14 protein-coding genes are annotated in these 18,416 nt (G+C 60.6%); 8 read left to right on the forward strand and 6 right to left on the reverse strand.

Annotation, left to right across the window (positions count from 1 at the left end):
- Position 1 precedes the first annotated feature (1 nt).
- The gene (gene cydB, locus H7995_RS15395) at positions 2-1,009 is read left to right on the forward strand and encodes a cytochrome d ubiquinol oxidase subunit II (RefSeq protein ID WP_166591529.1); all 1,008 of its coding nucleotides are present in this window, start codon (positions 2-4) and stop codon (positions 1,007-1,009) included.
- A gap of 52 nt (positions 1,010-1,061) precedes the next feature.
- Positions 1,062-1,229, forward strand: a complete 168-nt coding sequence (locus tag H7995_RS15400; protein WP_166591528.1) for a DUF2474 domain-containing protein — start codon at positions 1,062-1,064, stop codon at positions 1,227-1,229.
- A 73-nt stretch (positions 1,230-1,302) separates the two neighbouring features.
- Here H7995_RS15400 and H7995_RS15405 read toward each other — a convergent pair whose 3' ends face one another.
- Together H7995_RS15405 and H7995_RS15410 are read right to left on the reverse strand one after the other, a co-directional pair.
- The gene (locus H7995_RS15405) at positions 1,303-2,427 is read right to left on the reverse strand and encodes a methyltransferase (RefSeq protein ID WP_182342425.1); all 1,125 of its coding nucleotides are present in this window, start codon (positions 2,425-2,427) and stop codon (positions 1,303-1,305) included.
- Positions 2,428-2,628: 201 nt separating this feature from the next.
- The gene (locus H7995_RS15410) at positions 2,629-3,345 is read right to left on the reverse strand and encodes a helix-turn-helix transcriptional regulator (protein WP_166591526.1); all 717 of its coding nucleotides are present in this window, start codon (positions 3,343-3,345) and stop codon (positions 2,629-2,631) included.
- A gap of 372 nt (positions 3,346-3,717) precedes the next feature.
- On the opposite strand from H7995_RS15410, the gene H7995_RS15415 reads away from it, so the two are divergent.
- Positions 3,718-4,494, forward strand: coding sequence for a ferredoxin--NADP reductase (locus tag H7995_RS15415; RefSeq protein WP_166591525.1), 777 nt, complete (start codon positions 3,718-3,720; stop codon positions 4,492-4,494).
- Positions 4,495-4,539: 45 nt separating this feature from the next.
- On the opposite strand, the gene mscL is transcribed toward H7995_RS15415, so the two are convergent.
- Positions 4,540-4,953: a large-conductance mechanosensitive channel protein MscL gene (mscL, locus tag H7995_RS15420; protein WP_166591524.1), complete on the reverse strand. Its 414-nt coding sequence runs from the start codon at positions 4,951-4,953 to the stop codon at positions 4,540-4,542.
- Positions 4,954-5,586: 633 nt separating this feature from the next.
- On the opposite strand from mscL, the gene radA reads away from it, so the two are divergent.
- The gene (radA, locus tag H7995_RS15425; RefSeq protein WP_095166434.1) at positions 5,587-6,954 is read left to right on the forward strand and encodes a DNA repair protein RadA; all 1,368 of its coding nucleotides are present in this window, start codon (positions 5,587-5,589) and stop codon (positions 6,952-6,954) included.
- A gap of 9 nt (positions 6,955-6,963) precedes the next feature.
- Here the strand turns inward: radA and H7995_RS15430 are convergent, their stop codons facing one another.
- Complete coding sequence (locus tag H7995_RS15430) at positions 6,964-7,332, reverse strand: PilZ domain-containing protein (protein ID WP_166591523.1); 369 nt, start codon at positions 7,330-7,332, stop codon at positions 6,964-6,966.
- A gap of 159 nt (positions 7,333-7,491) precedes the next feature.
- On the opposite strand from H7995_RS15430, the gene H7995_RS15435 reads away from it, so the two are divergent.
- The 3 genes from H7995_RS15435 (at position 7,492) to yjiA (ending at position 10,867) form a co-directional block, all read left to right on the forward strand.
- Positions 7,492-9,558: a carbon starvation CstA family protein gene (locus H7995_RS15435; RefSeq protein WP_166591522.1), complete on the forward strand. Its 2,067-nt coding sequence runs from the start codon at positions 7,492-7,494 to the stop codon at positions 9,556-9,558.
- Positions 9,559-9,573: 15 nt separating this feature from the next.
- Complete coding sequence (locus H7995_RS15440; protein ID WP_028620750.1) at positions 9,574-9,771, forward strand: YbdD/YjiX family protein; 198 nt, start codon at positions 9,574-9,576, stop codon at positions 9,769-9,771.
- 124 nt (positions 9,772-9,895) lie between these two features.
- A complete protein-coding gene (gene yjiA, locus H7995_RS15445; protein WP_185818569.1) occupies positions 9,896-10,867 on the forward strand; it encodes a GTPase in 972 nt (323 codons plus the stop codon).
- 209 nt (positions 10,868-11,076) lie between these two features.
- Here yjiA and glyA read toward each other — a convergent pair whose 3' ends face one another.
- Positions 11,077-12,330: a serine hydroxymethyltransferase gene (gene glyA / locus H7995_RS15450; RefSeq protein ID WP_095166449.1), complete on the reverse strand. Its 1,254-nt coding sequence runs from the start codon at positions 12,328-12,330 to the stop codon at positions 11,077-11,079.
- Positions 12,331-12,582: 252 nt separating this feature from the next.
- Positions 12,583-16,428, reverse strand: coding sequence for a sensor domain-containing protein (locus H7995_RS15455; protein WP_182342419.1), 3,846 nt, complete (start codon positions 16,426-16,428; stop codon positions 12,583-12,585).
- 284 nt (positions 16,429-16,712) lie between these two features.
- Between H7995_RS15455 and ettA the strand changes: the two genes are divergently transcribed.
- Entirely contained in the window at positions 16,713-18,377 is a 1,665-nt protein-coding gene (gene ettA, locus H7995_RS15460; RefSeq protein ID WP_182342416.1) for an energy-dependent translational throttle protein EttA, read from the forward strand.
- Positions 18,378-18,416 lie beyond the last annotated feature (39 nt).

Here is an 18,416-nt window from a genome sequence, read left to right on the forward strand (position 1 = left end):
CATGGGTATTGATCTTCCACTGATCTGGGCCGTGATCATCATCTTCGGCATCATGATGTACGTGGTCATGGACGGCTTCGACCTGGGGATCGGGATTCTTTTCCCGTTCATCAAGGGCAAAAGCGACCGTGACGTGATGATGAACACCGTCGCCCCGGTCTGGGACGGTAACGAAACCTGGCTGGTACTGGGGGGCGCCGCGTTGTTCGGGGCCTTCCCGCTGGCCTATTCGGTGGTTCTGTCGGCCTTGTACCTGCCGTTGATCCTGATGCTGATCGGCCTGATCTTTCGCGGCGTGGCCTTTGAGTTCCGCTTCAAGGCCAAGGACGACAAGGTGCACGTCTGGGACAAGGCGTTTATCGGTGGCTCGATCACCGCGACCTTCTTCCAGGGCGTGGCCCTCGGTGCGTTTATCGATGGCTTCAAGGTGGTCGACCGGCAGTTCGCCGGCGGCTCCCTGGACTGGCTGACGCCGTTCACCCTGTTCTGCGGTGTGGCGCTGGTGGTGGCGTATGCGCTGCTGGGGTGCACCTGGTTGATCATGAAGACCGAAGGCAAGCTGCAGGAGCAAATGCACAACCTGGCGCGGCCGCTGGCGTTCGTGCTGTTGGCGGTGATCGGTATCGTCAGTCTCTGGACGCCGCTGGCCCATACCGAGATCGCTGCGCGCTGGTTCACCCTGCCTAACCTGTTCTGGTTCCTGCCGGTGCCGATCCTGGTGCTGGTGACCATGTACGGATTACTGCGCGCGGTAGCCCGCAATGCCCACTACACCCCGTTCCTGCTGACCCTGGTGCTGATCTTCCTGGGCTACAGCGGGCTGGGCATCAGCCTGTGGCCGTACATCGTGCCACCGTCGATCACCATCTGGGACGCGGCCGCACCGCCGCAAAGCCAGGGTTTCATGCTGGTCGGCACGCTGTTCATCATTCCGTTCATCCTGGGCTACACCTTCTGGAGCTACTACGTGTTCCGCGGCAAGGTGACCCACGAAGACGGCTACCACTAGGTGTACGACGGCGCCCTGACCGGCGCCCTCTCCCCAACCGAGGACCTGAGCCATGGCAGATAAACATTCTTTGCAGGAAATCGAAGAGGCTGAAAAGAAGCCGCTATGGCATCGGCTTGGCTGGCTGGCCGGGATCTGGGTCGGCAGCGTGCTGGCGCTGTTCGTGGTCGCCAGCCTGATGCGCCTGTTCATGAACGCCGCAGGCTTGAGTACCCACTGAGCACTGAACTTCCCATCCCGTTGCCTTGCGGCACGGATTTATAACCCTCCGCTGGAGGGTTTTTTTTGGCCGGTTACTTGCGTGCTTTGAGGATCACGAACTTTGGCGTGGCCGCCACTTGCTCGACGCCACGGAACAGGCGCGCCAGTTTGCTGTGATAGCCCAGGTGCCGGTTGCCGACGATGTACAGGGCACCGCCCACGACCAGGGCTTCGCGTGCCTGCTGGAACATGCGCCAGGCCAGGAAGTCGCCCACCACCTGTTGCTGGTGGAACGGTGGATTGCACAGCACCACGTCCAGCGACTGCGGCTCCTGCCCGGCCAGGCCATCGCTGGCGCGCACGGTCACTTCGCGCTGAGCCAGCGCGGCCTGCCAGTTCTGCGCGGCCGACTGCACGGCCATGAACGACTCGTCGACCAGGGTGTAGTGAGCTTCAGGATTGTTCAGGGCGCTGGCGATGGCCAGTACGCCGTTGCCGCAGCCCAGGTCGGCGACCCGCGCCTGGCCGAGGTTGCTGGGCAGATGAGGGAGGAAGGCCCGGGTGCCGATGTCCAGGCCCTCGCGGCAGAAGACGTTGGCATGGTTGAGCAGTTCGATCGCCGGTTGATCGAGGCGATAGCGGGTCGGGTAGGGCGATGCCACCGCAGGCCGGCCATCCGGGGTCGCGATCAGCAATCGGGCCTTCTTGACCGCCAGCGAGGCCTGCATCGGGCCGACATACCGTTCCAGCAGTTCGCCCGCGGCCCGCGGTAGATGTTTGATCATGGCGGCGGCAACCACTTGAGCGCCGGGCGCCAGTTTCCCCTGCAAGCGGATCAACTGCTCTTCCAGCAAGGCCAGGGTCTTGGGTACACGAATCAGCACCCGATCGAACGGGCCGAGCAGGGGGGCGCTGGCGGGGATCACCGTGACCGCGTCAAACGGCAGGCCATTGCGGGCCAGGTTCTTTTCCAGAGCCAGGGCGGCGAGAAACGAGTCGGTGCTGCTGGTGAGCGCCACCTTGCCCACCAGGCTTGCCGCCAGGGCGCCAAAGCTGTCGTTGAGCACCAGCACTCGCGTGCTCGCGGCGGGCTGCTGTTCGGCCAGATGATTGAGCAGGTACTCATCCGCGGCATCGAAGGCCTGCAGCGGTTCGTTGGGCTGTTCCGGTTGGCGAATCAGGTCGAGTTGAGCGAAGGGGCTTTCGAGCAGGGGCATGGGGCGGGGACTCTGGATAATCAACGAATGTCCCGCGGGTCTGCATGGGGTGAGGCTGGCGGGACCGCCTGAGTGGACTGCGGCGCGTGGATTTGGGCGCCACCACTCAGAATGGAGCAAATGGTACGTTTTTTTCGGCGCGAATACTTGTCGGTTTTCCTCGCCGCGCAAGGATCATTCACGGCGCGGTCCGGTCAACGTTCAGATCATGCGTGATCTGGCGGCCTTCACCACGGCCGATATCTTGTTGCTCACCCCCAGCTTCCTGATCGAACTGCTGACGTGGAAATTCACCGTACGCTCACTGAGGTTCAGAATGGTGGCAATGTCCGAGGCGGTCTTGCCATCTGCCGACCATCTCAAGACTTCGATTTCGCGCGGGGACAGGTGGGTCACATTCACGCACTGCGGGTGCTGGTTGCAGAGCCTTTGCATGGCCAGGGAATGCAGCGCGTGACTGATAAACACCGCATAGCCGAGGTGCTCGTAAAGCTCGAAAGCGCTGATCTGGCAATGACTGCGGGCCATGCTCAGCATGCTGACGCTCTGGCCGTTGGGGTCGCGCGCCGGCTGTGACCAGCCATGCTGCAAGCCTTGCTCCTCCAGTGCGTGCCAGAGGGCGGGGGCCTTGGCAAACGTCTTGCTGTCCCAGACGATGGGCAGAATCGAGTGGTGGCAATGAGCAACTATTGGATCGATCGAACTGTAGTGGTTTTTCTCATACTCGGTGTTCCAGTCGTGGGGGTAGTTGTTAAGGTTAACGCTGTCGAAACGTTGGCCCGCCAAATGCGCAGTCGTCGAGAATGCACAATATTCATAACCCATACTATTGAAGAAGTTCAGAGCGATTCTGTAGGCGGTTTCTACATTCGATTCAACCGCCAATTTCCTTAGCTGGGTTTCCTTCCAGATCTCCATTCAAACCTCTCCTGATCGTCGGCGTCACAATAATGCTGGCTGCGTCCAAATAACAGCACAGCCTGAGTGTAGGATATGTCCTGCCACTAGTCTGTGATTTTTTTGCTCTTGCGAGAGGGGATAAAACAACTAATTGGTTATGAGTTACATGGTTGTATTGTTGCCGGCTTTCACGAAGTGTTAATTGATAGTGTTTATGTGTTAAGTGGCTGTATTTAAAGGATGGCTGATTAAATGATGGGTGTAAGTGTTTAGTTTATTAACTATTTAGTGAGTGTTGTGGTGTGTGGCCGTGAATAACACTACAAATCAACGGTTTTTCTTCCCCTGGCTTTGCGGGACACTGGGGCCATCAGACCTACGGAGCCCCTCATGAGCGCCAGCGAAGAGAAATTCACCCGTCAGACCTTGCTCGATGTACAGCCCTTGACCCCCAGCCTGTTTACCCTGCGCACGACCCGTGACGCAGGCTTCAGGTTCCGGGCGGGGCAGTTTGCACGCCTGGGCGTGACCAAGGCCGACGGCAGCACGGTGTGGCGCGCCTATTCCATGGTGTCTTCGCCCCATGACGAGTTTCTCGAATTCTTTTCGATTGTCGTGCCGGGAGGCGAATTCACCAGTGAGCTCAGCCGCCTGAGCGTGGGCGATACGTTGCTGGTCGACCGCCAAGCCTTTGGGTTTCTGACCCTGGATCGGTTTATCGATGGGCGCGATCTGTGGTTGTTGTCCACCGGCACCGGGATCGCCCCTTTCCTGTCGATCCTGCAGGACTTTGAGGTCTGGGAAAAATTCCAGCGGATCATTCTGGTGTACAGCGTGCGTGAGGCCCGGGAGCTGGCCTATCAGGCGTTGATCGCCGGCCTGGCAGAGCGCGAGTACTTGGCCGAACACGCTCACAAGCTGCAATTTATTGCCACAGTGACCCGCGAGCAGCACCCGGGGGCGCTGCAGGGGCGGATCACGCAGTTGCTTGAGAACGGGGAGTTGGAGCGGGCCGCGGGTGTGCAGATTACCCCGGAGCACTCACGCGTGATGTTATGTGGCAACCCGCAAATGATCGACGACACGCGCAACCTGTTGAAGCAGCGTGACCTGCAGTTGAGCCTGAGTCGGCGACCGGGTCAGGTCGCGGTGGAAAATTACTGGTAAAAAAAACGGCGCCATCGGGCGCCGTTCTTGATTGCTTCACAGCCCTCAGGGCTTGCTGTTCTGTACCTTGAGCAGGTCGCGGATCTCCCCCAGCAGCTCTTCTTCCTTGGTCGGAACCGGTGGCAGGCTAGGTGCCACGGCCTCTTCGCGTTTCAGGCGGTTGATGGCTTTCACGCCCATGAAGATCGCGAACGCGACGATCACGAAGTCGATGATGCTCTGGATGAATTTACCGTAGGCCAACACCACGGCCGGGGCGTCGCCCTGTGCCGCTTTGAGGGTGATTGCCAGGTCCCCGAAGTCCACCCCGCCGATCAGCAGGCCGATGGGCGGCATGATCATGTCACCGACGAACGACGTTACGATTTTGCCGAACGCTGCGCCGATGATGATGCCCACGGCCATGTCGACCACATTCCCTTTGACCGCGAAGGCCTTGAACTCACTTATCACGCCCATAGGTTATTCCTTGTTACAGATGAGGTTGGTAAACGCAGTGTAATTCACCAAAACGTGTCTTGCTCGACACACGTGCTCAGGTCGCACGTCACTATCGACCCAAGAGGTGGCAAAAAGTTTACAAAACGCCATCAATCACCCGTCGGGGGTGTCCGCAGCCATCGATCGAGCGGCCGGTGAGCAGCGCTAGGCTTGCTTCGTTCTGTGAGTGATCGGGGGGGGCGGTGAGTTGGGTTTGGATGCACTGTTGTTGACGTCACGTTTACGTCTAGTTGTTCGGTGTCAATCGATTAGCGCGGGTTGTTTGATGCATAGAGCGGGCGACCCAAGTGGTGCGCGGCAGTTATTTGGCGATTGGGCTGCACAAAGTGTTTATAGTTTTCAGATTTTGTATAACTTCTGCAAGAGTGTTTGATAGATATTGGCTACAAGTTGGCAAGTAACTGTTTAGTTAACTTGCGGTAGTGTAAATGCTCTACTGCGTTGATGCGTGTCGTATAGTCGGGTGCATAAGCGAGGGGCAGCGCACAACTTTCAAGTGCGTATAAGTATGGCCTTGGCGCAAAAGTGTATACGAAACCACGGCTGTCCTCGCCAGCTGAGTTATCATCGCGGTTTTTCCCGGGAGTTCAGATGGCCAAGGCAAAGCGCATGTACGGCTGCACCGAGTGCGGATCGACCTTCCCCAAATGGGCAGGCCAATGCGGTGAGTGCGGTGCCTGGAACACCCTGACCGAAACGATGGTGGAGAGTGGCGGTGCCGCTGCCCCCAGCGGGCGTACCGGCTGGGCCGGGCAGCAGGCGCAGATCAAGACCCTGGCTGAAGTCAGCGTTGAGGAAATTCCGCGTTTCTCCACCGCCTCCGGCGAACTGGACCGAGTGCTGGGCGGCGGCCTGGTCGACGGTTCCGTGGTGCTGATTGGCGGTGATCCGGGGATCGGCAAGTCAACCATTCTCCTGCAAACCCTCTGCAACCTCGCCACCCGCATGCCGGCCCTCTATGTCACGGGTGAGGAGTCACAGCAGCAAGTGGCCATGCGTGCCCGACGCCTGGGCTTGCCCCAGGATCAACTGCGGGTCATGACCGAAACCTGTATCGAAACCATCATCGCCACGGCGCGGGTGGAAAAACCCAAGGTCATGGTGATCGACTCGATCCAGACGATTTTCACTGAACAGCTGCAGTCGGCACCTGGCGGCGTGTCCCAGGTGCGCGAAAGTGCGGCGCTGTTGGTGCGTTATGCGAAACAGAGTGGCACGGCGATTTTCCTGGTGGGGCACGTGACCAAGGAAGGCGCGCTGGCGGGGCCCAGGGTCCTGGAGCACATGGTCGACACCGTGCTGTATTTCGAAGGCGAGTCCGATGGGCGCCTGCGACTGTTGCGTGCGGTGAAGAACCGTTTTGGCGCGGTCAACGAGCTGGGTGTTTTTGGCATGACCGACAAGGGGCTGAAAGAAGTCTCCAACCCATCGGCAATTTTCCTTACCCGGGCCCAGGAAGAAGTGCCGGGCAGCGTGGTCATGGCCACGTGGGAAGGTACCCGCCCCATGTTGGTGGAGGTCCAGGCACTGGTGGATGACAGTCACCTGGCCAATCCGCGTCGGGTGACCCTGGGCCTGGATCAGAACCGGTTGGCCATGCTGCTGGCGGTCCTGCATCGCCATGGCGGCATTCCGACCCACGACCAGGATGTATTTCTCAACGTGGTGGGTGGGGTCAAGGTGCTGGAAACCGCTTCGGACCTGGCGTTGATGGCGGCCGTGATGTCCAGCCTGCGCAACCGCCCGCTGCCCCACGACCTGCTGGTGTTTGGTGAAGTCGGCCTGTCCGGGGAAGTGCGCCCGGTGCCCAGTGGCCAGGAGCGCTTGAAGGAAGCCGCCAAGCATGGCTTCAAGCGCGCGATCGTGCCCAAGGGCAATGCGCCCAAGGAAGCGCCGGCAGGTTTGCGGATCATTGCCGTGACCCGCCTGGAGCAAGCCCTCGACGCATTGTTCGAGTAACCCCGGCGCTCAGGTTTCGATCAGGGCACCCAGCTCGCGCTCCAACTCCTGTGGGTCACCGAGATTGAGTTCGATCAGCCGGCGCAAGCTGCTGACGGACTCCAGGCTGATGTAGCGACAGACAAATCCGAGTTGGTCGTGCTCTTCGTGGGTCAATTGCACGTCCATGCGGATTTCGGTTTCTTCACTCAAGTGAATGTCCACCGAAAAAATCTGGTTGCGATCGCCCAGCCAGGGGGTCGGGCGTTGCACCAGCAAGCCCTTGAGCGACAGGTCGAGCAGTTTCACCGGCCAGCGGTGATTGCCCTGGCTCAGTTCGGTTCGGGCATCGAATGCGATCCGCCGGAAACGGCGGCGATTGCCAGCGTGGGTGCTCATTGGATAGTTCCTCTGCGAATGGGCTGACTATAGACCCCCATCCCAGGGTGCTGCCACTCAAGGCAAGGCTCTAGACCAATGTCGGGGTATGGCCTTTGGCTAAATCGGCGCTAAACTCGGGGTGGCTGTCTCTCAAGTCCACCTGGCTGGAATAAAAAAATGAAAAATAATAATAGCCTGCTACGCCACTTACCCTGGCTGCTGCTGGCAATCGTAGGAGCGTGCGCTCTTGGTGTAGTGGCATTGCGACGGGGTGAGGCGATCAACGCCTTGTGGATTGTGGTCGCGGCAGTGGCCATTTATCTGGTCGCATATCGTTACTACAGCCTGTTCATCGCAACCCATGTGATGCAACTCGATCCACGGCGGGCCACCCCCGCAGTGCTCAACAATGATGGTCTGGACTATGTGCCGACCAACAAACACATTCTGTTCGGTCACCACTTTGCCGCTATTGCCGGTGCAGGCCCACTGGTCGGCCCGGTGCTGGCAGCGCAGATGGGCTATTTGCCCGGCACGCTGTGGCTGATTGCCGGCGTGGTGCTGGCGGGTGCCGTCCAGGACTTCATGGTCCTGTTCATGTCCACCCGCCGCAACGGTCGTTCCCTGGGGGACATCGTCCGTGAAGAAATGGGCCGCGTCCCCGGCACCATCGCGCTGTTTGGCTGCTTCCTGATCATGATCATCATCCTCGCGGTGCTGGCGCTGATCGTGGTCAAAGCCCTGGCTGAAAGCCCATGGGGCATTTTCACAGTGATGGCGACCATCCCGATCGCGATGTTCATGGGCATCTACATGCGCTACGTCCGCCCGGGTCGCATTGGCGAAATCTCGGTGATCGGCGTGTTGCTGCTGCTGGGCTCCATCTGGCTGGGTGGGCAGATTGCCGCGGATCCGGTCTGGGCCAAGGCTTTCACCTTCACCGGGATCGAGATCACCTGGATGCTGGTGGGCTATGGCTTTGTCGCCGCATCGTTGCCGGTGTGGCTGATTCTGGCGCCCCGTGACTACCTGTCGACCTTCCTCAAGATCGGCACCATCATTGCCCTGGCCATTGGCATTCTGGTGACCATGCCAGAGCTGAAAATGCCGGCACTGACCCAGTTCGTCGATGGCACAGGCCCAGTGTGGAAGGGCGGTCTGTTCCCGTTCCTGTTCATTACCATTGCCTGTGGTGCGGTCTCGGGTTTCCATGCGCTGATCTCTTCGGGTACTACGCCCAAGCTGCTGGATAACGAAACCAACGCCCGCTACATCGGTTACGGCGGCATGCTGATGGAATCCTTCGTGGCCATCATGGCCATGGTTGCCGCTTCGGTGATCGAGCCAGGCGTGTACTTCGCCATGAACAGCCCGGCAGCCGTGGTGGGCAGTGATGTCGTCAGCGTGGCGCAAACCGTCAGCAGCTGGGGTTTCGCGATCACGCCGGAAGCCCTGCAGGCCGTGGCCCATGACATCGGCGAAACCACCATCCTGGCGCGCGCCGGCGGTGCACCGACCCTGGCGGTCGGTATCGCGCAGATCCTGCACAGTGTCCTGCCGGGTGAAAACACCATGGCGTTCTGGTACCACTTTGCGATTCTGTTCGAGGCGCTGTTCATCCTGACTGCCGTGGACGCCGGTACCCGTGCCGGGCGATTCATGTTGCAGGACCTGCTTGGGTCTTTCGTTCCGGCGCTCAAGCGCACCGAGTCCTGGACGGCCAACCTGATCGCGACAGCCGGTTGTGTGGCGATGTGGGGTTGGTTGCTGTATCAGGGCGTGGTCGATCCGCTGGGCGGGATCAACACCTTGTGGCCGCTGTTCGGTATCTCCAACCAAATGTTGGCCGGTATCGCGCTGATGCTCGCGACTGTCGTACTGATCAAAATGAAACGCCAACGCTACATCTGGGTCACCATGCTGCCCGCGGTATGGTTGCTGATCTGCACCACCACCGCAGGCTTCATCAAGCTGTTCGACGCCAACCCGGCGATCGGCTTCCTGTCCCTGGCCAAGAAGTACAGCGATGCCCTGGCCAACGGTCAGGTTCTCGCACCGGCCAAGGACATCGCGCAGATGGAGCACGTGATCTTCAACGCCTACACCAACGCAACGCTCACCGCGCTGTTCCTGTTCGTGGTCTTCAGTATCCTGTTCTATGCACTCAAGGTCGGTATCGCCGCCTGGGGCCGCAAGGAGCGTACGGATAAAGAGTCGCCCTACCAGGCCCTGCCGGATGCGTAAAAGAGGATTGCACCTGTGTTCAATGACCTGAGTCGCCTCGGTAAATACCTCGGTCAGGCCGCGCGCCTGATGGTCGGCATGCCCGATTACGACAATTACGTCGAGCATATGCAAACCAATCACCCGGACAAGCCGGTGATGAGCTACGAGATGTTCTTTCGGGAACGCCAGGAAGCTCGTTACGGCGGCAAGGGTGGGCCCAAGTGCTGTTGAGGCACGAGATGTAAATGGCAACACAACCCTGTAGGAGCCGGCTCGCCGGCGATGGCGATCTTGAAGACGCCATCGCGGGTCAGCCAGGCTCCTACAGTTTTTTTTGCGTTCGGGAGATCCAGTTTTGTTAAGCCCTATCCCCGTTACCATCCTCAGCGGCTTTCTCGGCGCGGGTAAAACCACGCTGTTGCGCCACCTGCTCAAGGCCGAGCATGGCCTGAAGATCGCGGTCATCGAAAACGAATTCAGTGACGCCGGTATCGACACCCAGTTGCTGGGCGACGAACCGGTGCAGGTGATGACGCTGTCCAATGGCTGCGTCTGCTGCACGATTCACACCGACCTGAGCAAGGCCCTGTACCTGCTGCTCGAGCGCCTGGACAGCGGCGAAATCAGCTTTGATCGCCTGGTGATCGAGTGCACCGGCCTGGCCGACCCGGCTCCCGTGGCCCAGACATTCTTCATCGACGAAGAGTTGCGCGAGCGCTACATCCTCGACGGCATCATCACCCTGGTGGATGCGGCGCACGCCGACGTGCACCTGACCCAGACCATTGCCCAGGCGCAGATCGGTTTTGCCGACCGCTTGCTGGTCAGCAAACGCGACCTGGTGGACGAGCCGACATTCACGGCGCTGAGCGAGCGCCTGACCCGGATCAATCGCCGGGCACCGATCCGTCTGGTCGAACACGGCAAGATCGACCTGGCCGAGTTGCTGGATGTGCGCGGCTTCAATCTCAATGCCGACCTCGGGGGTGGCGTCAGCTTGCGCCCGGTGAGCAAGGCGCCATCAATCGACCGCATCACCAGCCTGGTGCTGCGCAGCGATCAGGCGCTGGATATCGACCGGCTCAGCGAGTTCATGAACGAGCTGCTGGAAGAGCACGGCAAACAACTGCTGCGCTACAAAGGTGTGCTGAATATCGCCGGGGAATCGCGGCGCATGGTGTTTCAGGGCGTGCTGAAGCTGTATGGCTTCGACTGGGACACTGAATGGGCCGAAGGTGAAGCGCGCGAAAGCGTGATCGTGTTCATTGCCGATGATTTGCCGCAAGACAAGATCCGCGAAGGGTTTGCCCGGGTGGCGGCCCAATAGAACACCAGGCATGCGCTTTCTGTGAGCGCATGCCAGTTTGAGTTATTTACCGCCGATTAGCCGGATAGCTTCCGTGAGCAACCTGGTGGGTTTACACATCCAGGGAGTGTGTTCAGGGCCCTATCCACTGGGGTTGAGCGGTTTGACCGGCGAAAAAAAACCGGCCAATCACTTGGCCGGTTATTTAGGCTGCGGATCTAGCGGTGCAGTTACGCGCCGTATACCGGCAGCTTCTTGCAGATAGCCTTGACCTTCTCACGTACGGCGTCGATCACCGCTTCGTTGTTCAGGTCTGCCAGGATGTCGCAGATCCAGCCGGCCAGTTCCTTGCACTCAGCTTCCTTGAAGCCACGAGTGGTCACAGCCGGGGTGCCGAAGCGCAGGCCGGAGGTGACGAACGGGGAGCGTGGATCGTTCGGTACCGAGTTCTTGTTGACGGTGATGAACGCTTTGCCCAGAGCGGCGTCGGCGTCTTTACCGGAGATTTCCTGCTTGATCAGCGACAGCAGGAACAGGTGGTTTTCAGTACCGCCGGAGACCACGTCGAAACCGCGCTCGATGAACACGCTGGCCATGGCCTGGGCGTTTTTCACCACTTGCTGCTGGTAGGTCTTGAACTCAGGCTGCAATGCTTCCTTGAAGCAGATCGCTTTAGCGGCGATCACGTGCTCCAGCGGGCCACCCTGGGCGCCCGGGAATACGGCGGAGTTCAGCTTCTTCTCGATGTCGGCGTTGGCGCGAGCCAGGATCAGGCCGCCACGTGGACCGCGCAGGGTCTTGTGGGTAGTGGTGGTCACTACGTCAGCGAATGGCACTGGGTTCGGGTAGACGCCAGCAGCGACCAGACCGGCCACGTGGGCCATGTCGACGAACAGGTAGGCGCCCACTTTGTCAGCGATTTCGCGGAAGCGTGGGAAGTCGAGGATCTGCGAGTAGGCAGAGAAACCGGCCACGATCATTTTTGGCTTGTGCTCGACTGCCAGGCGCTCGACTTCGTCGTAGTCGATCAGGCCGTTGGCGTCGATGCCGTACTGGATGGCGTTGTACAGCTTGCCGGAGGACGAAACGCTGGCACCGTGGGTCAGGTGACCACCGTGGGCCAGGCTCATGCCCAGGATGGTGTCGCCAGCCGACAGCAGGGCCAGGTAAACGGCGCTGTTGGCCTGGGAACCGGCGTGCGGTTGAACGTTGGCGTAATCGGCGCCGAACAGTTCTTTTGCACGGTCGATGGCCAGTTGCTCAACCACGTCGACGAATTCGCAACCGCCGTAGTAGCGCTTGCCTGGGTAACCTTCGGCGTACTTGTTGGTCAGTACCGAGCCTTGAGCTTCCATCACCGCTGGGCTGGTGTAGTTCTCCGAAGCGATCAGCTCGATGTGTTCTTCCTGGCGCTGAGCTTCTTGCTCCATGGCGGCAAAAAGGTCGGCGTCGTACTTGGCAATGGTCAAATCACGGCTGAACATGGCGGTCCTCAAGGATCGGGGGGGCAGAAAAGGAGGGCATTCTAACTCAATGGCTTTTGTCTGGCATATGAAACGACATCATGTCGCAGACAAGTGGCATTCATGACGGGATCAGCGGTGATCATGCTGACCTCATCGCGAGCAAGCTCGCTCCCACGGGGGATTTTCGGTGTCCACAAATTTTATGTGCCCCCCAAAAACCTGTGGGAGCGAGCTTGCTCGCGATGAGGCCATCAGCCTCTGTGCAGGACGTCAGTCGAGCATGAAGAGCGCATCATTGCTGAACTGCGCTTCAAAGCGTGCCGCCGGCATCGGCCGGCCGAACAGATAACCCTGCACCTCGTCGCAATCATGCTCACGCAGGAACTCCAACTGCTCATGGGTCTCCACGCCTTCGGCGATCACGGCCAGGTTCAAGCTGTGGGCCATGGCAATGATTGCGCGGGCAATCTGCGCATCCTGTTCGCCTGACGGCAGGCCGTCGACGAAGGTGCGGTCGATTTTCAGCACATCGATCGGGAACTGTTTCAGGTAGTTGAGCGAGGAGTAGCCCGTGCCGAAGTCGTCGACCGCGATGCTCAGGCCGAGGTTCTTCAGGCTGGCGAGGATCTGCATGGCCTCGCTGACTTCGCGCATCAGGATGCTTTCGGTCAGTTCCAGCTCCAGGCAGGCCGGCGCCAGGCCCGTGTCCTTGAGGATGGTGGCGATGCGTGTGCCGAGTTGGCCATCGGAGAACTGTCGCGCGGAAATGTTCACCGAGACCTTCGGTACGCGCACCTGCGCCTGGTGCCATATCTTGAGTTGCTGACAGGCCTCGCGGATCACCCAGTCACCGACGTCCACCACCAGCCCGAGTTCTTCCAGCACCGGAATGAAGTCCCCCGGTGGCACCAGCCCGCGCCGCGGATGCTGCCAGCGCAGCAGGGCTTCGGCCCCGGTCAGGCGCTTGCCGTCGCCGCTGAACTGCGGTTGGTAATACAGCACAAATTCATTCTGTTCGAGGGCGTGACGCAGGTCGCTTTCCAGTTCCAGGCGTTCCAGGGCGCTGGCGTTCATCTCCGCCTGGTAGAACTGGAAGTTGTTCTTGCCGCGCTCCTTGGCGTGGTACATCGCGGTGTCGGCGTTTTTCATCAACTGGCTCAGTTCGTTGCCGTCCTGCGGGCTCAGGGCGATGCCGATACTGGCCGTCACAAAAAACTCACGGCCTTCGAGGACGAAGGGCTTCACCAGGCTGGCGAGAATCTGCTCGGCGACATGAATCGCTCGGTTCAGCGCCAGTTCGCGGGTGGCGCGCGGTTGCAGCAGCAGGGTGAATTCATCACCGCCCATGCGGGCCACGGTGTCATCGTCGTCGACGCAGCCGAGCAGGCGGGTGGCCATGTCCTTGAGCATGCGATCGCCGGCGGCGTGGCCCAGGGAGTCGTTGATCGGCTTGAAGCGGTCCAGGTCGAGGAACATCAGCACCACCCAGGACTTGTGCCGCTGCGCCGTTTGCAGGGCCGTGTGCAGGCGGTCCTGGAACAGGGTGCGGTTGGGCAGGTGGGTCAGGGCGTCGTAGTAGGCGAGGCGGTGAATCCGCTGCTCGCTGGCCTTGCGCTCGCTGATGTCGCTGAAAAAGCACACGTAGCTGGCCAGGTCGCCCTCGTCATCGAGCACCGCGGTGATCCCGACCCAGGCCGGGTAATGCTCGCCGTTGCGGCGCTTGAGCCAGATTTCACCTTCCCAGCTGCGGTGCTGGTGCAGTTGTTTGAGGATATAGCCCAGGTGGGCTTCCTGCTGCTCATCGACGGTCAACATGTTCGGCAGTTGATCGAGGACCTGGGACACCGCGTAACCACTGACTCGGCTGAACGCGTCGTTGGCCTGCACGATGTAGCCGGCGGGGTCGGTGATCAGGATCGCCGACGTCGAGTGTTCGAACACCGTGGCGGCCATGCGCAGGTCTTTCTCCGCGCGCCGTTGCTGGCTGATGTCGCGACCGACCCCCAGCACGCCTTCGAACGCGTCGTGCTCGTCCCACACCAACACCAGCCGCAACTCGATGGGGATCTTGCGGCCATCGGCGCGCAGGCAGTCGAACAGGAACAGTTGGGTCTTCACCTGGCTGCGCAGTTGCGCCAGTTGCTCGGGCTGGTTCAAGGCCCGGCTGACGCGGTCCATCAGGCTGTAGATGCCGGTCAGTTGCTGCGGGTTGGCGACGATGGACTGCCAGCCGTTGCGGAAGATCCATTGCGCGTCATAGCCGAGCACGGCCTGCACCGACGGGCTGACGTAGTTCAACGCGAGTTTGTTGTTGGTGGAGAAGATGACGTCGCTGATGCTCTCGGCGAGCATGCGGTAGCGCTGCTCACTGTCGCGCAGGGATTCGCTGGCTTCGATCTGGTCGGTGATGTCCTTGGCCACGCCGATGATCCGCGTGACCTGGCCGTCAGCGTCCCGCGCCAGGGCCTGCTCGCGCACCTCGAAGCAGCGCCACTGGCCGTCGCGGTGGCGAAAGCGCAGCGGGCACTGGCGCAACGGGTGATAACCGGCCTGGCGTTGTTCGTCGCGCAGGCAGTGGTAGAGCTCGGCGTCTTCCGGGTGCAGGAGGATTTCCCAGAAGTACTCGCCCATCTGTTGCAGTTCGGACTTGTTGTAGCCCAGGGTCTGCCCCAGGTGGTGATTGCTGAAGATCATGCGCTGGCTGAGTGCATCCTGGACGTACAGGTGATCGGGCACGGTGCGCACCACGTCGGACCAGAAGCTTTCGCGCTCCAGCAGCGACAGTTCCACCAGCTTGCGGCTGGTGATGTCGTTGATGCTCAGGATCACCGCGCGATAGTCCGGTTGTTCCTGGGGCAGGCGCAGGACCAGCCACAGGTGCTGATCCTGGCCCTGGTCGTCCTTGAGCTTGATTTCCAGCTCCAGTTGGCGCTGCTGATTGAGCACAGCTTCCAGCAGCGCGGCGCCAATGCTGTTGTCGTCTGCTGGCCGGCCTTCGATCAATAATTGCCAGGCCTGCGCGCAGGACTGGACGCCGAGCAGGTGCAGCGCCACCTGGTTGACTTCGGTGATGCGCAGCTCCTGCAGCAGTAACTGGCGTTGTTCGTGATTGCCCAGGGCGGCACGTAGCGCTTGGCTGTCGTGCACCTGGGTTTTGTCGAAGGCATCGTGGAGCCCCGACAGATCCAGCACGCACAGCGCAACACCGGTGCCATCGAAAATGTCCTGGTACCGCCTGCGGCCTTCATGCAACTGGAGTTGGCGGCGGCGCATGTTCAACAGGGCAATGAATGGCAACAGGGACAGGGCCAGCCCCAGCAGGCATTTACCGATGAAGGCCGGCAGCAGTTCCTCGATCACCCGCTGGCGGTCGAACAGGCCGCGCAGTTGCCAGTCGCTGCTGCTCAGCGGCACGGTCAGCACGGTGTTGGCCTGGTCCTGCGGGGTCAGTAGGTTCGGCTGGGTCGAGGGCTGCAGGTCTTCACGGCTGATGATTTGATGATTGATGCGGTTTTCCACCAGCCACCGTGGACGCAGGGTGCCTTCACTCTGCTTGGCCAGGCCTGCGAAAAAGCTCGGCCGCAGGCGCAAGGCCCAGTAGCCGCGCGTGCTGCCGCTGGCCTGGTGCAGCAGCAGGTGCACCACCGAGCCGTCATTGGCGTTGCTGAAGTAGTGCGCCTGGGCGTGACTGCGCCTGACCAGTTCGCTCAGGTAGTCGGCATCCGGGGTGGTGGCGCTGTCATGGAGCACTTTGCCAGAGGGGCTGAGCAGCGCCACGCTGAGCAGATCCGGCAGGGACTGCTGCAGTTTGCGCAACAGGGCCTGTTGCTGCTCATGGGTTTGCGGTTGTTCGACGATCGGTAGCAGATTGAGCGCGATCTGCGCATTCAGCGCCATGTTCAGGCTGACTTGGGCGGCCAGGTCGGCGGTGTAGTCGATGGTGTGCTGGCGCTGGTCTTTCTGGGTGTCGTGCAACTGATCGAGCAATTGCCAGAACAACAGTCCGAGCAACAGCAAGACCAGCATCGCCAAGGTGCCTTTGAGTGTCCCGCGCAGGGGCGATCCGGGCGCAGGGTTCAGTGCGCGCGCGGAGGAAGGCGGAGTGGCGTTGGACAATCTGTAATCCTGCGGTGGGGCTGGACTGGCGCGACGTGCACTATAAGCCTGACGCCCGAAGGGCGGCTAGCATGCCTTGAGTTGTGGCAAAGTGCCAGTCCCCTCCGGCTGGACGGGTATGTCACATTGAGGTAGCTTTGCCGGTTACGCAGGGCGTTCCAGCCCCAGACATTCAGGCTTTTTTACGCAAGCAGGCATCGACCCTCCGGTCCATGCCCGCGCCGCGCATGGCCTGACACGGGCTTGGCCCGCTTTATTCCACCGTTACTGACGCTAGGTTCTCCATGGCTCAATACGTCTTCACCATGCATCGGCTGGGCAAAGTTGTTCCGCCGAAGCGGGAAATCCTGAAAAATATTTCGCTGTCGTTCTTCCCTGGCGCGAAGATCGGCGTTCTCGGCCTCAACGGCTCGGGTAAGTCCACGCTGCTGAAAATCATGGCCGGCGTCGACACCGAGTTCGACGGCGAAGCCCGTCCGATGCCAGACCTGAACATCGGCTACTTGCCGCAGGAACCTATCCTGGATCCGACCAAGACCGTGCGTGAAGTGGTCGAGGAAGCGGTCAGCGTGATCAAGGACGCGCAAGCGCGCCTGGACGAGGTCTACGCGGCCTACGCCGAACCGGATGCCGACTTCGACAAGCTGGCAGCCGAACAGGCGAAGCTTGAAGCCATCCTGCAAGCGGGCGACGGCCACAACCTTGAGCGCCAGTTGGAAGTCGCCGCCGACGCGCTGCGCCTGCCGGCCTGGGATGCCAAGGTCGAATTCCTCTCCGGTGGTGAGAAACGTCGTGTGGCCCTGTGCCGCCTGCTGCTGTCCGCGCCGGACATGCTGCTGCTCGACGAACCCACCAACCACTTGGACGCCGATTCCGTGGCCTGGCTGGAGCACTTCCTGCACGACTTCCCGGGCACCGTGGTTGCGATCACGCACGACCGGTACTTCCTGGACAACGTTGCCGGCTGGATTCTGGAACTCGACCGCGGTGCGGGCATTCCTTATGAAGGCAACTATTCGGGTTGGCTGGAAGCCAAGTCCGATCGTCTGGCGGCTGAATCCAAGCAGCAGTCGGCTCACGAAAAAGCCATGAAGGAAGAACTGGAGTGGGTGCGCAAAGGCGCCAAGGCCCGTCAGTCGAAATCCAAGGCTCGTCTGCAACGCTTCGAAGAAATGCAGTCGCAAGAATTCCAGAAGCGCAGCGAAACCAACGAGATCTACATCCCGGCCGGTCCGCGCCTGGGTGACAAGGTCATCGAGTTCAAGAACGTCACCAAGGGTTATGGCGATCGCGTCCTGATCGACAACCTGTCGTTCTCCATGCCTAAAGGCGCCATCGTTGGCGTGATCGGCGGTAACGGTGCGGGTAAATCCACGCTGTTCCGCATGCTGATGGGCAAGGAACAACCGGATTCGGGCAGCATCGAAGTCGGTGAAACCGTGCAGTTGGCCTGTGTCGATCAGAGCCGCGAAGACCTGGACGGCAGCAAGACCGTGTTCCAGCAGATCTCCGACGGTTCCGACCAGATCCGCATCGGCAACTACGAGATCCCGTCGCGCACTTACGTCGGTCGCTTCAACTTCAAGGGCGGCGATCAGCAGAAGTTCGTCAAGGACCTGTCCGGTGGTGAGCGGGGTCGCTTGCACCTGGCCCTGACCCTGAAAGAGGGCGGCAACGTGCTGCTGCTCGACGAACCGTCCAACGACCTCGACGTTGAAACCCTGCGTTCCCTGGAAGAAGCCCTGCTGGACTTCCCGGGCGCCGCCATTGTGATCTCTCACGATCGGTGGTTCCTTGACCGCGTGGCGACACACATCCTGGCGTACGAAGACGACTCGCAAGCGATCTTCTTCGAAGGTAACTACACCGAGTACGAAGCCGACCGCAAAAAGCGTCTTGGCGAAGCGGCTGCCCAGCCACACCGGGTACGCCACAAAAAACTGGCCTGATTGGCTGGTGGCATGAAATAACGGAGCCTGCGGGTTCCG

It is taken from the genome of Pseudomonas kielensis (assembly GCF_014236655.1).
GTDB classification, from domain to species: domain Bacteria; phylum Pseudomonadota; class Gammaproteobacteria; order Pseudomonadales; family Pseudomonadaceae; genus Aquipseudomonas; species Aquipseudomonas kielensis.